Raw genomic sequence first — 21,211 nt, 5'->3', positions numbered from 1 at the left:
GCGATCACAGCACGTAGTGGTCCACCAGCAGCGCGGCGAACAGCAGGCTCAGGTGGATGAGGGAAAAGCGGAAGGTCTCGCGGGCGAGCGCATCCGAGTAGCGGCGCCACAGCCGAAAGCCATAGGCGCAAAAGCCCAGGCTGAGCACCACGGCGGCAGCCAGGTAGATCCAGGAACTCATGCCGTACACGAAGGGCATGAGGCAGCCCGCGAAGAGGATCAGCGTGTACAGGAACACCTGCAGCCGCGTGAACTCGTTGCCGTGCGTGACGGGCAGCATGGGCAGGCCCGACTTGCGGTAGTCCTCCACGCGGTACAGCGCCAGGGCCCAGAAATGCGGAGGCGTCCACAGGAAGATGATGAGGAACAGGATGAGCGCCTCGGGCGCCACGTCGCCCGTCATGGCCGACCAGCCCAGCACCGGCGGCATGGCGCCCGAGGCGCCGCCGATCACGATGTTCTGCGGCGTGAGCGGCTTGAGGATCACCGTGTACACCACCGCGTAGCCCACGAAGGTGGCGAAGGTGAGCCACATGGTGAGCGGGTTGACCCACCGGTAGAGCACCAATGAACCCGCCGCGCACAGCGCCGCCGAGAACAGCAGCGTCTGCGTGTTGGACAGCTCGCCCTTGGCGGTGGGCCGCCAAGCGGTGCGCTTCATCTTCGCGTCGATGCCCTGCTCCACGATGCAGTTGAATGCCGCGGCGGCGCCTGCCACGAGCCAGATGCCCGCACAGGCCACGGCCATGTGCGCCCACTGCGCGCCGCTGGGCATGCCGGGCACGGCCAGCACCATGCCGATGAAGGCGCAGAAAACGATCAGCTGGACCACGCGCGGCTTGGTCAGCGCATAGAACTGCGCCGCGCGCGACGGCATGCTGGTGATCGGAGGGGAGGTGGCGGGAGCAGCGCTCATGCGGAGATTCTCGTTGCGCCCGTGGGCGCGGTTGTCGGTGTGCCGGCAGCGGCGGCCAGGGGACGGGCGACGCCCACGGCGCGGCTGGCAGCCAGGGCCCAGGTGAGGACCACGACCAGGGCCGCGGCGCCGCCGGTGTGCAGCACGGCGGCCACGAGGGGCCAGTCCAGCACCACGTTGGACAGGCCGGTGGCGAACTGCATCAGCGCCAGGCCCGCGATCCAGCGCGCCTGGGCCGGCAGCAGCGCGGCGCGGTGCAGGCGCCAGGCCAGCAGCCCGAGGGCCAGCAGCACGGCGTAGGCCGCCAGCCGGTGCGCGTAGTGGATGGCCGTGAGGCCCGCGAAGGTGATGTGGCTGCCGTCCTGCAGCAGGCCCAGCGGCCGCCAGATCTCGAAGCCCTGGCCGAAGGCCATGTCGGGCCACCAGCTGCCCTGGCACGTGGGGAACGTGGTGCAGGCCAGCACCGCATAGTTGGTGCTCACCCAGCCGCCGAGCACGATCTGCACCGCCAGCAGCACGGTGGTCGCCACCAGCAGGCCCCGCAGGCCGCGGCCCAGCGCCACGGGCGGGACGCCGCGCGCGGCATGCGTCTCGCGCACGGCCTGCACGCACAGCAGCGCCAGCAGCACCAGTCCGCCGATCAGGTGCAGCGTCACGATGGCGGGAAAGAGCTTCATGGTCACCGTGAGCGCGCCGAATGCGCCCTGCAGGCACACCCACACCAGCGTCGCCGTGGGCCACCAGGGGCTCAGGGCGGGCGGCGGGCCCTGGTGCCTGGCCGCGCGCGACCGCTGCCACCATGCGCCGACAGTGAGCACGATGATGAGCATGCCCACGCCGCTGGCCAGGTAGCGGTGGATCATCTCCACCCAGGCCTTGCCGTGCGTGACCGGCCCAGTGGGCATGGCCTGCTGGGCGGCGGAGATTTCGGCATGCGCGCCCAGCGGGCTGACGTTGCCGTAGCAGCCCGGCCAGTCGGGGCAACCCAGGCCTGAATCGGTGAGCCGGGTGAAGGCGCCGAACAGCACCAGATCGAAGGTGAGGAACAGGGTCAGCACGGTGAGCGCCTGCAGGCGCCGCACGCGCGAGGTGCCGCGGTTGCGCAGCCACACCCAGGCCAGCGGCCCGAGCGCGATCACCGCGCCCAGCAGCACCATGCGGGCGAGAGGGGCCAGGTCGTACAGCGGCTGGGCGTCCTGCATCATGGCGCTCCGGTGCGGCCGGGCTGGTCCCACGAGGCCGAGGCGCGCATCAGCCGCTCCAGGTCCCGCTTGGCCTTGGCGGCCCCGGCGGCGTCCAGGCCCGCCGGAAAACGCATCATCCAGTGGCCCATGGGATCGACGACGTAGAGATGGTCTTCGATCGCGTGGCCGGTGGCGGGCGCAAGCCACGCGGACAGCGCCTGCGCATCCACCCGCAGCACCTGGGCCTTTTGCAGGCCCGGCTGGATCTCGGGCGGCGGCGCGGCGCCATCGGTCACCAGCCAGACCCAGTCGATGCGATCCTTGTCTTTGCCCAGGCTTTCGCGCAGCTGCCGCTGCAGGTACAGATGGTTCTGGCAGGGGGTGCCGCAGGCGCCGGGCGCCACGCTCACGAGCAGCCACTGGCCCTGCAACTGGTCGAGCCGACCGGGAGCGCCATCGAGGGCGGTGGTCGCCATGCCCGCCGGCATCGCGCGCTGAGGGGCGATGAGCTCGCCGAAATTGCGCCGCCCTTCGGGCCGCAGCACGTAGTAGGTGAAGTACGAGGCCACCACGGGCGCGGCGCACACCAGCAGGATGCCCAGCATCTTCCAGCGCCCCTGGCGCGACTGCTGCACGGCCGCCATGGCCCCGCCAGCGGGCGGCAGGCTGTGCACCGTGAGGCCCAGCGGGTGGGCGCCCTGGGGCGCGTCAGGCGGCAGGCTGGCGGCGTGGGCGAAGGAAGCGTCGGACGATTTGGAACCAGACATAGAGGATTGCCACCAGGCCGCAAAGCCCGAACCATTGGACGGCGTAGCCGTAGTGTTTTTCGACCCCGGCGTCGATGACGGGCCAGTCGCGCAGCAACCCGTCGCTCGCGGCCCCCGTCTGCAGCACGGTGAGTGGCGCCAGGGCCAGGCCGGTCTCGCCGCGATAGGCCGCCAAGTCTAGATTTTGCCGGATGCGGGAAGACCCCTCGGCGCTGCCGGTGGCGCCGACTTCGTACAGCCGCGACGGCGGCGCCGCGATGCGGCCTTCCACCTCGGTGTCGCCCGCCGGCGTGGGGATCTGGGGCAACTGGGTGCGGTCCTGGAAATTGCGCGGCACCCAGCCGCGCTGCACCAGCACGCTGGTGGCGCTGCCCTGCAACTGCAGCGGCGTGAGCACGAAGAACCCCGGCCGGCCCTGCATCTGGCGGTTGTCCAAAAAAACGGTGTGGGCGGGCAGCCAGCGGCCGCGCAGCACGATGCGGTGGTGCACCAGTGGGTCGTCCGGCCCCGTGGCCACAGGCAGGGCCGCGAGCGTGGCGCCCTCCAATGGCGGCCGGGCCGAACGCGCGTCGATGGCGGCTTGCAAGGCTTCCTTTTGCGCCGCGCGGGACAGCTGCCAGCGCCCGAGCGACGCGGTCGCGGCCATGGCCAGCACGGCGGCTAGGCTGACCAGCCAAAATTGCAGGCCAAGTCGGCGTCTTGCAGATGTCACGGGATAATGCGCTCCATGAAATACGTGGTGGTGCTGGCCTTCCTGGCCATTCTGGCGAGCCTCGGTTCCGCGCTGTTCTTCATGATGCGCAACGGCCGCAACGACAAAGCCCGCAGCGGTCACATGGCCCGCGCGCTCGCCGTCCGCGTGGGGCTGTCGATTCTGCTCTTCCTGTGCCTGCTGGCCGCCTGGAAGCTGGGCTACATCCAGCCCACCGGACTGCCGGCCACGCGCTAAGCGCCACCCGGTCTGCCCGGCATGGCCCACGGGCCGCGGCGGGCACCGAAGCACCGCCGCAAAAAAAGCGCCCTGCGGCGCTTTTTTCGTCGGGCCGCCGAGGGGCCTGGATTACAGCCAATAGACCAGCACGTACAGGCCCAGCCACACCACGTCCACGAAGTGCCAGTACCAGGCGGCGCCCTCGAAGCCGAAGTGTTTTTCCGGCGTGAAGTGGCCCTTTTGCAGGCGCAGCGTGATGAACAGCAGCATCAGCATGCCCACGAACACGTGAAAGCCGTGAAAGCCCGTCAGCATGAAGAAGGTGGAGCCGAAGACGCCGGAGCTGAGCTTGAGGTTCAGGTCGGTGTACAGGTGGTAGTACTCGTAGCCCTGCACGCACAGGAAAACGATGCCCAGCAGCACGGTGGCCCACATGAAGGCGATGGTCTTGCCGCGGTGGTTTTCGCGCAGCGCATGGTGCGCGATGGTCAGCGTGACGCCGGAGGTCAGCAGCAGCGCCGTATTGATCGTGGGCAGCCAGAACGGGCCGACCGTCTGGAAGGGCTCCACGATGCCGGCGGGCGATGCGGTCATGCCCGCCGCCATGCTGGGCCACACGGCCTTGAAGTCGGGCCACAGCAGCGCGTTGTCCAGGCTGCCCAGGGCCGGCACCGAATGGGAGCGCGCCCACCACAGGGCGGTGAAGAAGGCGCCGAAGAACATCACCTCCGAGAAGATGAACCAGCTCATGCTCCAGCGGTAGGACAGATCGATCTTGTGCCCGTACAGGCCGCCTTCGCTCTCGCGCACGGCATCGCGGAACCACTGGTACAGCACGAACAGCCACCACACCATGCCCAGGGCGAGCGAATACTTGCCCCAGTCGTGGCCGTTGACCCACTGGCCCGCGCCCAGGATCACGAAGAACAGGCCGGCCGCCGCCATCACCGGATGGCGCGATTCGGCGGGCACGTAGTAGTACGGGGTCGTGCCGGGGGTAGATGCACTCATGTCAGCTCCTGAATCTCAAATCGTTGTTATCCGTCGGGCTGCGGCCGTCCATCAGACGACCCAGTTGACCAGCGCGATCAGCCCGACCACCAGCAGCAGCGCCGCGGCCAGGCCGACGGCGATGATGTGGATGGGGTTCAGCCGCTCCACGTCCTGCTGGTATTCCGAGCCCTTGCGCAGGCCGATGAACGACCACGCCACCGCCCGCACGGTGCGCAGCAGCGAGCCCTTGCGGCGCGCTGGCGATTCGCCGGGGCTGCGCGGGCTCACGATCCGGCCCCCTGCGGCACCACGCCGGCCGGCAGCGCGGCAGTGGGCTCGGTGGGCGCGGGCGGCGTCTTGCCGCCCACCTCGAAGAAGGTATAGGACAGGGTGATGGTGGTCACGTCCTTGGACAGGCGCGGGTCGATCACGAACGCCACGGGCCATTGCTTTTTTTCGCCCGGCTCCAGCACGTACTGGTTGAAGCAGAAGCACTCGAGCTTGTTGAAGTGCGCGGCCGCCTGCCGCGGTGCGTAGCTCGGGATGGCCTGCGCGGCCATGCGGCGGTTCTGCACGTTCTGGAACTCGTACATGACCGTGGCCAGCTCGCCCGGGTGCACCTGCAGCGAGCGCTGCGCGGGCTTGAAGTCCCACGGGCCGCGCGCGTTCGCATCGAACTCCACGGTGATGGTACGGCTCTTGTCCACCTGCGTGTTCGCGGGCACCTTCACATCGCGGCCCGCCACCCCGTTGCCCGGCACCTGCCGCTCGGACAGCGACAGGATGTTGATGCCGGTCATCTCGCAGATGTGCTTGTAGATGGGAATGAGCACGTAGCCGAAGGCGAACATGCCGACCGAGATCACGGCCAGCTTGCCCACCATCTTGGCGTTTTCGGTGCGGAACATGCCCATGGCGCGTCCAGGCTTTCAGCGGGCCAGCCAGGCCATCTTGACCATGAAGCCGACGAAGAAGGCCACGGCCACCGAGGCCAGGATCAGCGCCATGCGCCGGTTGGACTTCTTTTGCTCGGGGGTCATTGCCAGTCCCTCCTCAGCCGATCACGCGGGTGGCCGAGGCGTCCAGCTTCGGAGGCGTCTCGTACGTGTGGAAAGGCGCCGGCGAAGGCACTTCCCATTCGAGGCCCTCGGCCCCTTCCCACGGGCGCTGAGGCGCCACTTCGCCCTTGCCGCGCATCGCGGGCACCACGATGAACAGGAAGAAGTACACCTGCATCAGGCCGAAGCCGAACGCGCCGATGGAGGCCAGCATGTTGAAGTCGGCGAACTGCATGGGGTAGTCGGCATAGCGGCGCGGCATGCCGGCCAGGCCCAGGAAGTGCATGGGGAAGAACGTCACGTTGAACGTGATGAGCGAGCCCCAGAAGTGGATGCGGCCCCGGGTTTCGCTGTACATCACGCCGGTCCACTTCGGCGCCCAGTAGTAGTACGCGGCGAACATGGAGAACAGCGAGCCGGCCACCAGCACGTAGTGGAAGTGGGCCACCACGTAGTAGGTGTCCTGCAGCTGGATATCGATGGGGGCCATCGACAGGATCAGCCCGGTGAAGCCGCCCATGGTGAACACGAAGATGAAGCCCACGGCGAACAGCATCGGGGTCTCGAACGTCATGGAGCCGCGCCACATGGTGGCGATCCAGTTGAAGATCTTCACGGCCGTGGGCACCGAGATCAGCATGGTGGCGTACATGAAGAACAGCTGGCCGGTCACGGGCATGCCGGTCGTGAACATGTGGTGGGCCCACACGATGAACGACAGGATGGCGATGGACGAGGTGGCATACACCATGGAGGCATAGCCGAACAGCCGCTTGCGCGAGAACGCCGGCACGATCTGGCTGATGATGCCGAAGGCCGGCAGGATCATGATGTACACCTCGGGGTGGCCGAAGAACCAGAAGATGTGCTGGTACATCACCGGGTCGCCGCCACCGGCGGGGTTGAAGAAGCTGGTGCCGAAGTGGCGGTCGGTCAGCGTCATGGTGATGGCGCCGGCCAGCACGGGCATCACGGCGATCAGCAGGTAGGCGGTGATGAGCCAGGTCCACGCGAACATGGGCATCTTCATCAGCGTCATGCCGGGGGCGCGCATGTTCAGGATGGTCACGATGATGTTGATCGAGCCCATGATGGACGAGGCCCCCAGGATGTGCATCGCGAAGATGCCGGCATCCATCGACGGGCCCATCTGCAGCGTGAGCGGCGCATACAGCGTCCAGCCCGCCGCCGGCGCGCCGCCAGGCATGAGGAACGAGGTCACCAGCATGATGGCCGCCGGGATCATCAGCCAGAAGCTGAAGTTGTTCATGCGCGCGAAGGCCATGTCGGATGCGCCGATCTGCAGCGGGATCATCCAGTTCGCGAAGCCCACGAACGCCGGCATGATGGCGCCGAACACCATGATCAGGCCGTGCATGGTCGTGAGCTGGTTGAACAGCTCGGGGTTCACCAGCTGCAGGCCGGGCTTGAACAGCTCGGCGCGGATCAGCAGCGCCAGGATGCCGCCCACCATCAGCATGGTGAACGAGAACAGCAGGTACAGCGTGCCGATGTCCTTGTGGTTGGTCGCGAACACCCAGCGCCGCCAGCCCGTCGGGCCGTGGTGGTGGTGATCGCCGTGGCTGTCGTGTGCGTGGCCGCCCGCGTGACCGTGGTTGTCGAGAACTGCGCTCATCTTGGATTCCTCAGTGCGTTGGGGCGTGGGTGGCTATTTGCCACGCTGGGCCAGGATCTCGGACGGCTGCACGATCTGCCCCGTCTTGTTGGACCAGGCGTTCTTGGTGTAGCTCACCACGGCCGCCAGATCGGTGTCGCTCAACTGCGCCCAGGAGGGCATGGCGCCGTTGGCGGCGCCCTTGAGCACGATGTGGATCTGCTGGGTGTGGTCGTCGCTCTTGACGATGGCGGAGCCGTCCAGCGGCTTGATGGGGCCCGCGCCCTTGCCGTTGGCCTGGTGGCAGGCCGCGCAGTTGGCGGCATAGACCTTCTCGCCGCGCGGCAGGATGTCCTGCAGCGTCCACACCTTGCTCGGGTCGTCCAGCTTGGCCGCGGCCTTCTTCTTCTCGCCCGCCACCCACTGCGTGTAGTCGGCGGCAGACACGACCTTCACGTGGATGGGCATGTAGGCGTGCTCCTTGCCGCACAGCTCGGCGCACTGGCCGTAGTAGTCGCCCACCTTGTCGGCGCGGAACCAGGTGTCGCGCACGAAGCCGGGGATCGCATCCTGCTTGATGCCGAAGGCCGGCACCATGAACGAGTGGATCACGTCGTTGGCGGTGGTGATCACGCGCACCTTCTTGCCCACGGGCACCACCAGGGGGTTGTCCACCTTGAGCAGGTAGTCGGCCGGCGCGTTGCTCACGTTGCCGCTGTCGGACATGCGGCGGTGGCTGCTGTCGAGCGTGGAGATGTACGCCAGGCCCTGGCCTTCGCCGGTGATGTAGTCGTAGCCCCACTTCCACTGGTAGCCGGTGACCTTGATGGTCAGGTCGGCGTTGGTGGTGTCCTTTTGCGCCACGAGCACCTTGGTGGCGGGCAGCGCCATGAGGATCACGATGATGAAGGGCACGATGGTCCAGATGACCTCGACGGTCACGGACTCATGGAAATTGGCCGGCTTGACGCCGCGCGACTTGCGGTGCTTCCAGATCGAATAGAACATCACCGCGAACACGGCGATGAAGATCACCGTGCAGATGATGAGCATCATCCAGTGCAGGAACTGCTGCTCCTCGGCGATGCGGGTGACCGGAGGCGCCAGGTTCAATTGGTTGACGGCCGGGCCACCGGGAAGATCCTGCACGGCGTAGGCTGCGGTGCCCACCCATGCACCCGCCATCAGCAGCAAAGAAGCCAGCTTGTTGGAAATGCTCTTCATAGTTCTCACTTCTAAGCCTCAATTAACCAATCCCTGGGCGCCCCCGCGTGGGGTCGGGGCGGCGCACAAAGCCATGCGAATTCCAACATCCAGACCGTGCCCGGGCCTTGGGGCGCAATGCCCGAGCCCTTCAGCGCGGCTGGGTTCCACATGAACCCGGTTTCATCGATGCGGAGCACCGGCGGTGCTTCGCTTTTTGTCTCCTGACCTTCAAGGCCCGCGCGGGTTGGCGCGTACCCTGCACCGTGCAGCATGCCGTTCCCGTGGCCCGATTGCAAGGCCCGCGGCGACATCCGCTGCACAGCCCCGTACAAACCATGAGAAGGTTGGAAGGTTTCGCGCCGACCGCAGAGCCTGCCGCCGACAGGCGGCCTCCCGGCGGGGCCGCAGGGATCGCACCGCGCAGCAGAAGTTCCGGAACAGCACCGCCAAGAATTGTAGCCTGCTGTTGCGACGGATCATGGGGGCCCTGCCCCCGGGAAAACACCCTCAGGCGCCCGGTTTCCTCGCCCCCTGCAGCATGGCGCGCATGTCCTGCAGCGACACGGCGCTGCTCTCGCTCACCCGCAACCGTGGCGCCGGCTTGAAGGCGTGGCCATAGACGATCTCGAAGGTCAGCGCCAGCTGGCCGCCCTCGTTGGGGTCGGACAGGCGGTCGGCCAGCGCCTGCTCAAGGCGCTCGCGCCAGCGCCGCCCGCGCAGCGCGGGGAAGCGCGCCGGGTGCAGGTTGCAACCCAGTTCGCGCAACTCCTTCAGCAGCCGGGCCGGGGTGGCGAAGGTCAGCCGGATGCGCTCCATGTCCATCACCGGCTCGGCGAACCCGGCCTGCACCAGCATATCGCCCCAGTCGTGCATGTCCGTCATGGCATGGCCGGCGGGCGGCCAGCCCAGTTCGGCATAGACGGCATGGAGTTCGCGCACGGTGTCGGGGCCCAGGCAGGAGAACATGAGGTAGCCGTCCACGGCGAGCGCCCGGTGCCACTGGCCGATCAGCCGCTGCGGGTCGGCGGCCGTGTGCAGCGCCATGTTGGACCACACCATGTTGACGCTGCCGTCCGCTGGCAGGCCGAACTTCGGAGCACGCCCGCCCCAGCGCGCAGGGCTCCACCATGCCGCGCCCAGTGCCTGCTCGGCCACCGGCTGGCGGCGCGCCGCGGTTTCCGCCACCTGGCAGGTGGCCTGGGGGTAACGCTGGCGCACCAGGGCATGGGCCTGCAGGCCACCGCGCACCGGGTCCCAGTCGCACCAGGCGGCCGGGGCCTGGCGGATCCACTGGAGCCGGTCGTCCATGCGCCGGGCGACCTCCTCGTGCAGCCAGGGGGAGACGGCGGGGGCGGCGGCGTGCCAGCGGGCCGCGGCGGGCGGGTCGATGGTGGGGGGAAGGTGCTCTGGCATCGTGGGGAACGGGGGTCGCGGCGAGTATATTGAGTCGATGCTCCACAGGCACCTTGCAGGGATATCGCACTGGCTGGGCGCGGCCCTGGGTGCCGTGCCCAGCCAGTGCGCCATCTGCCATGCCTGGCCCGCGCGGCGCGTCTGCGATGCCTGCGCCACCCGCTTCGCGCAACCGCAGCCGCGCTGCGCGACCTGCGCCCTGCCCGTGCCGTCGGGCGTGGCGCGCTGCGGGCACTGCCTCACCGACCCGCCGCCGCTGGACGCCTGCCTTGCCGCGGTGGACTACGGCTACCCGTGGGCGCAGGCGCTGGCCGACTTCAAGTTCCGGGCCGATCCCGGTTGGGCGCCGTCGCTGGCCACCCTGCTTCGCAGCACGCCCTGGGTGGAACCGGCCGTGGAAGCGGCCGACTGCCTGCTGCCCATTCCCCTGTCGCGCGAGCGGATGAAAGAGCGCGGCTTCAACCAGGCCGCGCTGCTGGCGCGCGCCTTGTCGCCAGCGAAGGCGGATGCCGCCAGCCTGCTGCGCACCCGCGCCACCGAGGCGCAGAGCGGCCTGCCGCGCAAGGACCGGCTGCGCAACCTGCGCGGCGCGTTCGCGCTGGAGCCCGCACGCGCCACGCGCATCGCGGGCCGCAGCGTCGTCCTGGTGGACGACGTGATGACCACGGGCGCCACGCTGCACGCGGCGGCGCGGGTGCTGCGCGAGGCCGGCGCCGTGCACATCACCGCGGTGGTGGTCGCCCGCACCGACAGCCCCTGACCGGGGCCGATCACCGGGCCTGGATACGTTTGTTTACGAGCTTTCGCGCTGGGTGCGGCGCAGATGCCGACAATAGACGCCATGTTTCATATCGTTCTTGTCGAACCCGAGATCCCGCCCAACACAGGCAACGTGATCCGGCTGGCCGCCAACACCGCGTGCCGGCTGCACCTGATCGAACCCTTGGGTTTTTCCATGGAAGACCGCCTCATGAAGCGCGCGGGCCTCGACTACCACGAGTACACCGAGGTGCAGCGCCACGCGGGATGGACCGCCTTCCTGCGCGATGCCGAGCCGGACGCCACCCGCATGTTCGCCATGACCACGCACGCCACGCTCACGGTGTACGAGACCAGCTTCCGCGCCGGCGACTGGCTGGTGTTCGGCGCCGAGACGCGCGGCCTGCCGCCCGAGCTGCGCGAATCGTTCCCGCCGGCCCAGCAGCTGCGGCTGCCCATGGTGCCGGGACAGCGTAGCCTGAACCTGTCGAACGCCGTGGCGGTCACGGTGTACGAAGCCTGGCGGCAAAACAGCTTCCTTTGATGTGTTGAGGCCCGGGCCTGGCCTTCAGGCCTGCGGTGCGGGCGGAGCCGCGTTTTGGTCCAGGACGCCAGGGGCCTGCAGCGCCTCCTCCACGGACTTGCGCGTGCGGGCGCTCAGAAAATCCAGGAAGGCCCGCGTGCGTGCGGGCATGAACTTGCGGCTCGGAAAGGCCGCATACAGCGTGAAGCGCCCCGCCGTCCAGGGCGCCAGCACCCGCACCAGTTGCCCGCTGCGCAGATAGGGCGCGGCCAGATCGACCGGCAGCGAGGTCAGCCCCGCACCATCCAGCGCAGCGCGCAGCAGGGTCTCGATGTGGTTGGTCACGCAGACCGGCTGCACCTCGATGTCGATGGCCCGGTGGCCCAGCAGGGGATCGAACAGGCGCATCACCCCGGGTTTGGTGTCGCTGCGCCGGCGCAGCAGGCACTGGTGCCGGGCCAGGTCCTGCGGCACCTGCGGCGTGCCGTGGTCCCGCAGGTAGGCGGGCGAGGCGCACACCACGCTGTCGGACCGCACGATGGGCCGGGTGATGACGTTGGCGCCGAAGACCGCGTCGTCGCTCAGCAGCGTGATGTCGAAATCGCCGATGGGCGGCTCCAGCGAGGAATCCACATGGATGTCCAGCACCACCCGGGGATGCGCCCGGTGAAAGCCCTCCACCAGCGGCGCGAGGATGTGGACCGCGAGCACCGGCGGCGCGTGCAGCCGCAGCACGCCGGCGATCTCCGAGGTGTGGGCCTGGGCCGCAGCGAAGGCCTCCTCCACGTCGGCCAGGATGGTACGCACGCGGGCCAGATAGGCCTCGCCGGCATCGGTGAGCGAGACCCGGCGCGTGGTCCGCTGCAGAAGTCGGGTGCCGATGTGGCTCTCCAGGTCGGCAACCAGCCGGGTGACCGCCGCGGCCGACAGGTCCATCGCGCGCGCGGCCGCGGCGAAGCCGCCTTGGTCCACGACGGACTGGAACACGCGCATCGTCAGCAATCTATCCATTGCAGGAATGACGGCGTTTCAAGGGCCGCGATTATTTCAATTTCGTTAATTATTCATTGCCAGGAGTGCTGTTTTTCAAAGGGTTAACCCTGCGTACAGTTCAACCCATCGATGAGGAAGCCTGAAGGCGGACCCACCGAGGCAGGACAAGACCGGCCCCCAACAAGACCAGCCTTGCCCGGAAACACCAACCAATGAAGGACACCATCATGAACAACTACTGCACTCTCGCCACCGCTGCCGCCATCGCCCTGAGCGCCTTCGCCGCCCACGCCGGGGTGGAAGGCGACGGCTCCGACTATCCCGCCCCTGTCGCCGCTTCCAGCGCGCTGACCCGTGAAGCCGTCGTGGCCGACCTGGTGGCCGCCCGCCAGAACGGCACCCTGCCCCGCGCCGGCGACTGGTACGACGTGCCCGCGCCCCTGGCCGTCTCCGGCAACGCCACGGTCGTCACCCGCAAGGAAGTGCAGGCGCAAACCGTGGCGGCCGCGAAGTCGCGCAACACGGTCAGCGGCGACCACTGATCTGATCGCACGGCGGCCCGGCCGGTTGCGGCCGGCCCAGCCCCTCCCCGAAAAAAAGGCCCGCAGGTTCGCCCTGCGGGCCTTTTTCATGGGGCGCCTTCAGGGCGCGGCGCCGTAGTTGCGCGCCAGGGACTCGGCCACGCACGCGGGCTTGTCGGACCCTTCGCGCTCGATGGTGACCAGCCAGGTCATCTGGATGCCGTCCGGCGCGGCGGGCTCGCAAGCCTGCAGCGTGAGCCGCGCTCGCAGGCGGCTGCCCACGGGCACGGGCGAGGTGAAGCGCACGCGGTTGAGCCCGTAGTTCACGCCCATCCGCGCGCCGGCGATGGCGAACGCCGATTCGAAGAACCGCGGAATCAGCGACAGCGTGAGAAACCCGTGGGCGATCGGCGCGCCGAACGGGCCCTGGGCAGCGCGCTCGGGATCGACATGGATCCACTGGTGGTCGCCCGTGGCCTCGGCGAACTGGTCGATCTGCGCCTGGGTGATGGTGATCCAGTCGGTCACCGCCACCTCGCTGCCCACGCAGGCGGCCACTTCGGAATACGTCTGGAAGGTTTTCATGCGCGCACTTTAGGCCGGGGCGGGCCGTGCGCGTTGTCGGGCGCGCGACAGCCGCGCGCCCCGGCCTACTGGTCGAGCCAGTCGCAGATGCCCTGCCACTGCTCCAGGTCGCGCGCCACGCGGCTGGCCGAGACGTCGAAGACCGACAGGCCCTGCGCGGCCAGATGGATGTAGTTCTGCGTGTCGCGCAGCCGGCCCAGCACCGGCAGGCCCAGGCTTTCGACGAACTCGCCCAGCTTGTCGGCCGCGATGGTACGGGCATCGACCCGCATGCCGACGATGCCGATCTGCACGTTCGCCGCATGGCGGCTTTGGGCCAGCTCGTCCAGGAAGCCACGGATGGCGAAGATGTCGAACACGCTGGCCTGCAGCGGCACGATCACTTTGTCGGCCAGCTGGAGCACCGACTTGAGCTGCGCGCCGTGCAGGCCCGCGGGCGTGTCCAGCACCGCGTGGGTGGCCTCCTTGGGCGGGCGGCCGATGGCGTCGGGCTGCACCGGCCAGTCGCCGATGGGCCGCACGGCCGGGGACCGCAGCCCGCGCCACAGTTGGGACGACTGCTGCGGGTCGGCGTCGCCCAGCACCACGGCGTGGCCCTGGCTGGCGAAATAGCCGGCGATGTTGGTGGCGAGCGTGGATTTGCCCACGCCGCCCTTGGGATTGGCCACTGCGATCACTGGCATGCACGCCTCCTGGGTGTCAAAAGTTGGGTTGGCGGGGGCGATGGTAGCGCCGCCCGGGGCCGGGCTGGGGAGTATGAGTCAAAAACCCCTCCAGTGCATATTCCACTAGGGCATATTGCTATATTTTTAATAGCAAACGAATTCAGCCGTGCTGGGCCCCGCGCTTGACGAAGAAGAGCCCCGTGCCCACGGCCATCAGCAGGCCGCCGAACACGCGGTTCTGCGCGCGCACCGCGCGGGCGTTGCGCAGCAGGCGGCGCAGCGCGCTGGCGCCCGCGGCATAGCCGTGCATGACGGCCATGTCCACCGCCACCATGGTGGCCGCCATGGCGAGCAGTTGCGTCCACAGTGGGCGCGTGTCGGTCATGAACTGGGGCAGCACGGCGACCATGAAAATGATGCCCTTGGGGTTGGTGGCGTTGGTCAGAAAGCCCGTGAGGCAGCGCTTTTGCCACGGGCCCGCCGGCGCGGCCTCCCCGCCCGGCAGGGACGACGCATCGCCCGAGCGCCATTGGGCGATGCCGATGTAGATGAGGTAGCACGCGCCCAGGATCTTCACCGCGCTGAACGCCGTCTCGGATGCCAGCAGCAGCGAGCCCACGCCCGCCCCGGCGATCACGAGAATCAGCAGCAGCCCCAGTTGCAGCCCGAGGATGGTGGCGCCCGTCTTTCGCACGCCGTAGGTGAGCCCGTGGCTCATGGACAGCACGGCGCCGGAGCCCGGCGAGATCGCGATGAGGCAAGCCGCCGCCAAAAATGCCAGCCAGGTGTGCAGGTCCATGGGTCCGCCGGAAAAGAAAGGAAAGAAGATGAAAGGATCGGGAGCCGCCGATCTTACCGATGCAAAATTGCCGAGGTCCCTTCACCGCCTCTCTCTCCACCCCCTTCTTTCTCCATGGCCCACGCACCCACCTGGCTCACCTACGGCTTCCTCTACCTGGGCGCGGCCGTGCTCGCCGTGCCCATCGCGCGGGCGCTGGGGTTGGGGGCGATCATCGGCTACCTGGCCGCGGGCATCGCCATCGGCCCCTGGGGCCTGGGCCTGGTGAGCAACGTGCAGGACATCCTGCATTTCGCCGAGTTCGGCGTGGTGCTGATGCTGTTCCTCGTCGGTCTGGAGCTGCAGCCCAGCCGGCTGTGGAGCCTGCGGCGCCCGATCTTCGGGCTGGGCAGCGCGCAGGTGCTGGGGTGCGCGGCGCTGCTGTGGCTGGCGGCGTGGGCCTGCGGCCTGCCGTGGCGCGTGGGGCTGGTGGGCGCGCTGGGATTGGCACTGTCGTCCACGGCCATCGCGCTGCAGTCGCTCAACGAGCGCAACCTGATGCGCACCGACAGCGGGCAAAAGGCGTTCTCGATCCTGCTGTTCCAGGACGTGGCGGCCATTCCCATCCTGGCGCTGCTGCCGCTGCTGGGCGCTGCCGCCGCGGCCGAGGCCGCACCCCATGCCACGCCCGACCTGCTGCTGGAGGCGGGCAAGATCGTGGGCGTGGTGGGCGGCATCGTGCTGGGCGGGCGGCTGCTGCTGCGTCCGGTGCTGCGCTGGATCGCGAAGAGCAGGACGCCGGAGATCTTCACCGCCGCCTCGCTGCTGCTGGTGGTGGGCATCGCCTGGCTGATGGTGATCGTGGGCCTGTCGATGGCGCTGGGCGCCTTCCTCGCCGGCGTGCTGCTGGCCGACAGCGAATACCGGCGCGAGCTGGAGGCCGATATCGAGCCCTTCAAGGGCCTGCTGCTGGGGCTCTTTTTCATGGCCGTGGGCATGTCCATCGACTTCGGCGTGCTGATGCGCTCGCCCGGGTTGATGGCCCTGGTGCTGCTCGGCTTTCTGGTCATCAAGGGCGTGGTGATCTACGCGTTGGCGCGCGTGACCGGCACGCCGTACCAGGAGCGGCCCGTGATGACGCTGCTGCTGGCGCAGGGCGGCGAGTTCGCGTTCGTCGTGTTCCAGGCGGCATCGACGGCGGGCGCGCTGCCGGCCGAAACCGCGTCGCTGCTGATCGGCGCCGTGGCGCTGTCGATGCTGCTGTCGCCGCTGCTGCTGGTGCTGCTGGACCGCGTGCTGCTGCGCCGCTATGCGCGGCTCAAGACCGATGTGCCGGCCGCGGCCGAGATCTCCGAGCCGCAGGAGGCGCCGGTCATCATCGCGGGCTTCGGGCGCTACGGGCAGATCGTCGCGCGCACCATGCTGCTGCAAGCCGTTCCGACCACCGTGCTGGACCACAGCGTGGAGATGCTGGAGGTGGCCCACACCTTCGGCTACCGCGTGTTCTACGGCGACGCCACGCGCCTGGAGCTCCTGCGCATCGCAGGGGCCGCGCAGGCCCGCATCCTGGTCATCGCGGTGGACGACACGGGCCAGTCCGTCAAGATCGCCGCACTGGCGCGCGCTCACTTTCCGCAGCTGAAAATCGTGGCCCGCGCCCGCAACATGAGCCATTGGAACGCGCTGCGCGATCTGGGCGTGGAGCACGTCGAGCGCGAGCTGTTCGAGTCCAGCCTGAAGACCGCCCGCACGGTGCTGGAACTCATGGGCCTGCCGGCGCAAGAGGCCCAGCGCGTGGCGGACCGGTTCCGCGAACACAACATCGACCTGGCCAACCGCATGTACCCGCACCACAAGAACCAGGAGAAGTTCATCGCGGTGGCGCGGCAAGGGCGCCAGCAGCTGGTGGAACAGATGGCCAAGGAGCGGCAGGAAGCCGCGTCCGCCGCGGCGAACGCAGACACGGGCACCCCCGCGGACGCCGCAGGCCATGCCCCACCCGCCGAGCGCACCGGCCTGCCGCCCGGCAGCGCCTGACTTTTCGACCGGCTCCGCGGCCCGGGCCGCGGCCGCCGGCCATTCCCCCAGACCCGTTTGCGAAAGGACACCCGACCCCATGCGCCGTTTCGAACTGATCGAAGGAAACTCCAGCAAATTCTGGGAGATCGAGCCCGCAGGCTCGGACCTGAACATCCGGTGGGGCCGCATCGGCACGGCCGGCCAGAGCCAGACCAAGTCGTTCGCCGACGCCGCGAAGGCCTCGGCGGCGCTGACCAAGCTGGTCACCGAGAAAACGAACAAGGGCTACAGCGAAGTCGGCGTGGCCCCGGGTGCCGCCATCGGTGCCTCGCCAGCGCCCGCCAAGGCGCCCGCGCCCCAGGCCGCTTCCAGGCAGGCGGCCACGGATGGTGCCGGGCGCTTCGCCACCGCCAGCGCTTCTGCACCGGCTCCCGCCCCGGCGGAAAGCCTGGATGCGCAGTGCGATCGCGTCTTCACCGCCTTCTGCACGCAATTGGCCGAGGGTGCGGTGAAGGTGGACGAAGTGTTCTCGGCCGCGGTGCTCAAGCGCCAGCACGGCGTGAGCGACCAGGGTGCCTCGATGGCGTTCGAGCGCCTGAAATCCGAAGGCCTGCTGACGGGCTGGGGCACGACCGCGCAGGTCGACAAGCGCGCGACCGCCCTCGCCCAGGCCCTGCTCGCCGAAACGGCGGCTGGGGCCGAGACCACCCCGCCGGCCGCAGCGCCCACCGATGCCCCGGCCGGTGACGGCGGGCCCGGCGCGGTGCCGCCCTGGCTGGCCCAGGGCGACCCCGTGCGCCTGCCGTCCCAGATGGAGCGCGAGGCCTATGCCTCGCGCCGTTTCCCCCAGGAAGCGAAAGCCGCTGCACTGCCCCAGGCATGGCAGCGCGTGCGCAGCAACTGCGATTTCCTCGTCGACCTGCCCGCCACCGATGCGCCCCTGCGCGATCCGCTGCAGCGCACCATCGACCGCCTCGCCCGGCCCACGGCCGAGGCCGATGCAGAGGCCGACACGGCACTGCTCGCGCTGGCCCTGGCCAGTTCGGGCTACTACGGCGAGAACGAACCGGCCGCCGCCATCGTGGACTACCTCGTGGCGCAGTACGGACTGCCCGGGGCCGTCGACATCCTCATGGCAGCGCAGCGCCTGGAGACGACCAACGATTACGACTCGACCACCAAGAAGCGCCGTGCGCACCTGTCCACCACCGTGACCCGCGCGATGAGCAACGGATGGCGCGGGCCGTTGGGCCAGGGCGAGGAAGCCTTCCGCCGCCATCTCGCGGCCGCGCCACAGGCCGAGTGGGAAGCCTGTGCGGACCGCATCGAGGCCGCCCTGCCCTCCCTGCATCCGAGCCGGCAGCCGACGATGGCGCTGCTGCTGCCCGACCGGCCTGCCGTTTCCGACGCGTTGGCGCACCGGCTCGCCGCCGAGAAGGAGGTGCCCGACACCCTGCACTGGCTGATGCTCACGGCCACCGACCCCGCCGCGATCGCGCTGGCCGCGAAGACGCGGCTGGGCTACTCCGAGGGCTTCTGGGGCAACCGGCGCATGGTGGCGACGGCCGTGCGCGAACGCGGCACCGGCGCGGTGGCGGTGCTGGAACGCGGGGCCGCCGAGGAGGCCGCCGGCGAAGCGCTGGCCACCCTCGGCACGCCCGAGGCCGTGCATGCGCTGGCCAAGGCCGCCAGCAGCTCCAAGGGCGCGCTGGCGCGCCTGTCCCTGGCAGCGGACCGCTGGCCGCTCGCGGCGATCGCGGCCCTCTCGCGGCTGGTGGCCGCGGATGGAAAGGACGCCGGCCTGCTCACGCCCATGCTCTCGCGCCTGCTGCGTGCGCACGGGCAGAGCGTGCCGCTGCTGCGCCCCTGGCTGGATGCCGCCGCGCAGGCCGCCGTGGACCGGCAATTGGCCCTCCTCACCGGCCCGGCCGAGGTGGCCGCCCGCGAAGAATTGCCGGCCGTGCTCGCCGATCCGCCCTGGCTTGCGAAGACCGCGCGCAAGACCGCGGCGGCGCTGGCGCTGGAGCCGCTGCCGCTGGCCCCCGTCGAGGAATGGGCGCCGGGCGAACGCGAAGAGGCGCAGCGCCTCAACTCCTGGCATCTCAACCGCTTTGCGAAAGCGGCGCAGGACGTGCTGGAGATGGTGGATCTGCTGGGCTTCGACACGAACAGGAAAAAGCAGCTCGCCCCCCTGGCCGAGGACGCCGCGCGCGCCATCCGGGCGGGAGACGCCGACGCGCTCATCGCGGCATGGCGCGCCATGCTGGCCGAGCGCAAGCGCGAGCGCTACTACTGGTATTCCTTCGACTGCGTGGCCGCGGCCACGCTGCCTCCAGCGCTTGCCGTGCCGTTCTGGAATGCCGTGGCGGGCGAGGCCGAGGGCTACGGCGTGGGCCATGCGATCGCCAAGCTGGGCCTGCCCGCGCTGCCGGCGCTCACCGCCATGGTGCGCGCGAAGCCGGCCGAGAACCTGGCCTGGGCGATGCACTACGGTGCCGTGGAGATCGCCCCCACGGCCGCGCGCGCGTTCGCCAAGCTCAAGACCGCGCGCGACACCGGCCGCGCCTGGCTGCTGAAATACCCCGAGCACGCGGCCTGTGCGCTCATCGCGCCGGCCCTGGGCAAAGCGGGCGAGGCGCGCGACTGCGCGGGCGCCGCCCTGCGGCTGCTGCATGCGCAGGGCCACGGGGCCCTCCTGATGGAGGTGGCCGGCCGCTACGGTGACGACACGGTCCTGCAGGCGCTGCGCACCGTGCTCGACGAAAGCCCGCTGGACCGCTTCCCGACCAAGCGCGCCAAATTGCCCGAGTTCTGGCAGCCGCGCGGCTGGCGCCGCCCGGTGCTGCAGGACGGCCCGGGCCGCGGCAAGGCGCTGCCCGACGAAGCGCTCGACGCGCTCGGCCAGATGCTGACCTTCCCCACGAGCGAGGAGGTGTATGCCGGCATCGCCGTGGTGCGCGAGGCCTGCGCGCCCGATTCGCTGGCCGACTTCGCATGGGATGCGTTCGGCGCCTGGCTCGAAGCGGGCGGCCCGTCGAAGGACGGCTGGGCGCTGACCGCGCTGGGCCTGCTGGGCACCGACGACACCGCTCGCCGGCTCACGCCCTTCATCCGCGCCTGGCCCGGCGAGTCGGCCCATGCGCGCGCCGTCACGGGGCTGGACGTGCTCGCGCAGATCGGCACCGACGTCGCACTGATGCTGCTCAACGGCATCGCACAGAAGATCAAGTTCAAGGGCCTGCAGGACAAGGCCCGCGAGAAGATCGCCGCCATCGCCGAGGCGCGGGGCCTGAGCCCCGAGGAACTGGAGGACCGCCTCGCGCCCGACCTGGGTCTGGACGCGCAGGGCACCCTGCGGCTCGAATTCGGCCCGAGGGCCTTCAAGGTGGGCTTCGACGAGACGCTCAAACCCTATGTGCGCGAGGTCTCGGTGGACGGCAGCGACGGCGCGCGCCTGCCGGACCTGCCCAAGCCGAAGAAGACCGACGACCCCGACCTCTCGGCGCAGGCCGTGGAGCGCTTCAAGCTGCTCAAGAAAGACGCGCGCACCATCGCCAGCCAGCAGTTGCTGCGCCTGGAGGTGGCCATGTGCGCGCGCCGGCGCTGGACGCCGGAGGTATTCCGCACCTTCCTCGCCGGCCACCCGCTCGTGCGCCACATCGTGCAGCGCCTGGTCTGGGGCGTGTACGAGGTGGACGATGGCGGCAGCTACGGCGGCCGGCTCGCGGCCTGCTTTCGCGTGGCGGAAGACGGCAGCACCACCACGGCCGAGGACGACCCGTTCGATATCCCGGAGGGCGCGCAGGTGCGCATCGGCGTTCCGCATGCGCTGGAACTGCCGCCCGAAGACGCCGCGGCCTTCGGCCAGATCTTCGCGGACTACGAGCTGCTGCAGCCGTTCCCGCAGATCGGCCGCGACACCTACACGCTGACCGAGGCGGAGAAGGCCGACATCAAGCTCTCGCGCTGGACCAAAGCCAAGGTGCCCACGGGCCGCGTGCTGGGCCTGGTCAACAAGGGCTGGCGCCGCGGGCAGGCGCAGGACGGCGGCGGCATCTGGTACTTCACCAAGCCGCTGGGGGCTGCCCACGTGATCGAGTTGCACCTGGACCCCGGCATCATCGTGGGCATGGTGGACGAGTACCCCGAGCAGGAACTGGGCGAGGTGCAGGTGGGCAAGCCTTCCGCCTGGGGCGAGTTGCAGAATGCCGAGCCCATCGGCCGCCTGGACGCCATCTCCGCCAGCGAGCTGATCCGCGACATGGAGGGGCTTCGCGCCTGACCG

The 21,211-nt window shown here is 69.4% G+C and carries 21 protein-coding genes; 6 read left to right on the top strand and 15 right to left on the bottom strand.

Annotated elements, in window-relative coordinates; translation table 11 throughout:
* Window positions 1-4: 4 nt before the first annotated feature.
* Genes cyoE through AVAK2825_RS01245 form a run of 4 tightly spaced genes read right to left on the bottom strand, consistent with a single transcriptional unit; the run spans window position 5 to window position 3,579 of the window.
* Window positions 5-916 carry a heme o synthase gene (gene cyoE / locus AVAK2825_RS01260; protein WP_272565025.1) on the bottom strand — a complete coding sequence of 304 codons (912 nt, stop codon included), beginning with the start codon at window positions 914-916 and terminating at the stop codon, window positions 5-7.
* Window positions 913-2,118 (bottom strand): COX15/CtaA family protein, encoded by a 1,206-nt coding sequence (locus tag AVAK2825_RS01255; RefSeq protein ID WP_284393831.1) that lies wholly within the window; start codon window positions 2,116-2,118, stop codon window positions 913-915. The genes cyoE and AVAK2825_RS01255 overlap by 4 nt, the downstream gene beginning before the upstream one ends.
* A complete protein-coding gene (locus AVAK2825_RS01250; RefSeq protein ID WP_272565026.1) occupies window positions 2,118-2,867 on the bottom strand; it encodes an SCO family protein in 750 nt (249 codons plus the stop codon). Before AVAK2825_RS01250 ends, AVAK2825_RS01255 begins: the two co-directional genes overlap by 1 nt.
* Window positions 2,809-3,579, bottom strand: a complete 771-nt coding sequence (locus AVAK2825_RS01245; RefSeq protein WP_284393378.1) for an SURF1 family protein — start codon at window positions 3,577-3,579, stop codon at window positions 2,809-2,811. The genes AVAK2825_RS01250 and AVAK2825_RS01245 overlap by 59 nt, the downstream gene beginning before the upstream one ends.
* A gap of 6 nt (window positions 3,580-3,585) precedes the next feature.
* On the opposite strand from AVAK2825_RS01245, the gene AVAK2825_RS01240 reads away from it, so the two are divergent.
* Window positions 3,586-3,816 carry a twin transmembrane helix small protein gene (locus tag AVAK2825_RS01240; protein WP_272549034.1) on the top strand — a complete coding sequence of 77 codons (231 nt, stop codon included), beginning with the start codon at window positions 3,586-3,588 and terminating at the stop codon, window positions 3,814-3,816.
* A gap of 111 nt (window positions 3,817-3,927) precedes the next feature.
* Here AVAK2825_RS01240 and AVAK2825_RS01235 read toward each other — a convergent pair whose 3' ends face one another.
* From AVAK2825_RS01235 to AVAK2825_RS01205, 7 genes are all read right to left on the bottom strand, one after another.
* Entirely contained in the window at window positions 3,928-4,809 is an 882-nt protein-coding gene (locus tag AVAK2825_RS01235) for a cytochrome c oxidase subunit 3 (RefSeq protein WP_272565029.1), read from the bottom strand.
* A gap of 51 nt (window positions 4,810-4,860) precedes the next feature.
* Window positions 4,861-5,079 carry a DUF2970 domain-containing protein gene (locus tag AVAK2825_RS01230; RefSeq protein ID WP_284393374.1) on the bottom strand — a complete coding sequence of 73 codons (219 nt, stop codon included), beginning with the start codon at window positions 5,077-5,079 and terminating at the stop codon, window positions 4,861-4,863.
* Window positions 5,076-5,699 carry a cytochrome c oxidase assembly protein gene (locus AVAK2825_RS01225; RefSeq protein ID WP_372588226.1) on the bottom strand — a complete coding sequence of 208 codons (624 nt, stop codon included), beginning with the start codon at window positions 5,697-5,699 and terminating at the stop codon, window positions 5,076-5,078. Before AVAK2825_RS01225 ends, AVAK2825_RS01230 begins: the two co-directional genes overlap by 4 nt.
* Window positions 5,700-5,720: 21 nt before the next feature.
* The gene (locus AVAK2825_RS01220) at window positions 5,721-5,831 is read right to left on the bottom strand and encodes a cytochrome oxidase small assembly protein (protein ID WP_272549038.1); all 111 of its coding nucleotides are present in this window, start codon (window positions 5,829-5,831) and stop codon (window positions 5,721-5,723) included.
* Window positions 5,832-5,844: 13 nt separating this feature from the next.
* Window positions 5,845-7,485 carry a cytochrome c oxidase subunit I gene (gene ctaD / locus AVAK2825_RS01215; protein ID WP_272549039.1) on the bottom strand — a complete coding sequence of 547 codons (1,641 nt, stop codon included), beginning with the start codon at window positions 7,483-7,485 and terminating at the stop codon, window positions 5,845-5,847.
* Between the two features lie 33 nt (window positions 7,486-7,518).
* Window positions 7,519-8,688 (bottom strand): cytochrome c oxidase subunit II, encoded by a 1,170-nt coding sequence (gene coxB, locus AVAK2825_RS01210; RefSeq protein ID WP_284393372.1) that lies wholly within the window; start codon window positions 8,686-8,688, stop codon window positions 7,519-7,521.
* A gap of 489 nt (window positions 8,689-9,177) precedes the next feature.
* Window positions 9,178-10,083, bottom strand: coding sequence for a methyltransferase domain-containing protein (locus AVAK2825_RS01205; protein WP_284393370.1), 906 nt, complete (start codon window positions 10,081-10,083; stop codon window positions 9,178-9,180).
* Between the two features lie 37 nt (window positions 10,084-10,120).
* On the opposite strand from AVAK2825_RS01205, the gene AVAK2825_RS01200 reads away from it, so the two are divergent.
* Both AVAK2825_RS01200 and trmL read left to right on the top strand, forming a co-directional pair.
* Window positions 10,121-10,843, top strand: coding sequence for a ComF family protein (locus AVAK2825_RS01200; protein WP_284393368.1), 723 nt, complete (start codon window positions 10,121-10,123; stop codon window positions 10,841-10,843).
* An 81-nt stretch (window positions 10,844-10,924) separates the two neighbouring features.
* Complete coding sequence (trmL, locus tag AVAK2825_RS01195; RefSeq protein WP_272565035.1) at window positions 10,925-11,386, top strand: tRNA (uridine(34)/cytosine(34)/5-carboxymethylaminomethyluridine(34)-2'-O)-methyltransferase TrmL; 462 nt, start codon at window positions 10,925-10,927, stop codon at window positions 11,384-11,386.
* A 24-nt stretch (window positions 11,387-11,410) separates the two neighbouring features.
* On the opposite strand, the gene AVAK2825_RS01190 is transcribed toward trmL, so the two are convergent.
* Window positions 11,411-12,376 carry a LysR family transcriptional regulator gene (locus tag AVAK2825_RS01190; RefSeq protein WP_284393364.1) on the bottom strand — a complete coding sequence of 322 codons (966 nt, stop codon included), beginning with the start codon at window positions 12,374-12,376 and terminating at the stop codon, window positions 11,411-11,413.
* A gap of 209 nt (window positions 12,377-12,585) precedes the next feature.
* On the opposite strand from AVAK2825_RS01190, the gene AVAK2825_RS01185 reads away from it, so the two are divergent.
* Window positions 12,586-12,900, top strand: coding sequence for a DUF4148 domain-containing protein (locus AVAK2825_RS01185; protein WP_284393362.1), 315 nt, complete (start codon window positions 12,586-12,588; stop codon window positions 12,898-12,900).
* 99 nt (window positions 12,901-12,999) lie between these two features.
* On the opposite strand, the gene AVAK2825_RS01180 is transcribed toward AVAK2825_RS01185, so the two are convergent.
* From AVAK2825_RS01180 to AVAK2825_RS01170, 3 genes are all read right to left on the bottom strand, one after another.
* On the bottom strand, window positions 13,000-13,464 hold the full coding sequence (locus AVAK2825_RS01180; protein ID WP_284393360.1) for a MaoC family dehydratase: 465 nt from the start codon (window positions 13,462-13,464) through the stop codon (window positions 13,000-13,002).
* Between the two features lie 65 nt (window positions 13,465-13,529).
* Window positions 13,530-14,147: a nucleotide-binding protein gene (locus AVAK2825_RS01175; RefSeq protein WP_284393358.1), complete on the bottom strand. Its 618-nt coding sequence runs from the start codon at window positions 14,145-14,147 to the stop codon at window positions 13,530-13,532.
* 142 nt (window positions 14,148-14,289) lie between these two features.
* On the bottom strand, window positions 14,290-14,928 hold the full coding sequence (locus tag AVAK2825_RS01170; protein WP_284393355.1) for a LysE family transporter: 639 nt from the start codon (window positions 14,926-14,928) through the stop codon (window positions 14,290-14,292).
* A gap of 114 nt (window positions 14,929-15,042) precedes the next feature.
* Here AVAK2825_RS01170 and kefC point away from each other — a divergent pair, with 114 nt between their 5' ends.
* Together kefC and AVAK2825_RS01160 are read left to right on the top strand one after the other, a co-directional pair.
* Window positions 15,043-16,944: a glutathione-regulated potassium-efflux system protein KefC gene (gene kefC, locus AVAK2825_RS01165; protein ID WP_284393353.1), complete on the top strand. Its 1,902-nt coding sequence runs from the start codon at window positions 15,043-15,045 to the stop codon at window positions 16,942-16,944.
* Between the two features lie 79 nt (window positions 16,945-17,023).
* Window positions 17,024-21,208: a DUF4132 domain-containing protein gene (locus tag AVAK2825_RS01160; protein WP_284393351.1), complete on the top strand. Its 4,185-nt coding sequence runs from the start codon at window positions 17,024-17,026 to the stop codon at window positions 21,206-21,208.
* Window positions 21,209-21,211: the final 3 nt, after the last annotated feature.

This window comes from Acidovorax sp. SUPP2825 (assembly GCF_030158995.1).
GTDB lineage: Bacteria > Pseudomonadota > Gammaproteobacteria > Burkholderiales > Burkholderiaceae_C > Paracidovorax.
This window is presented reverse-complemented; position numbering and strand designations above follow the sequence as displayed.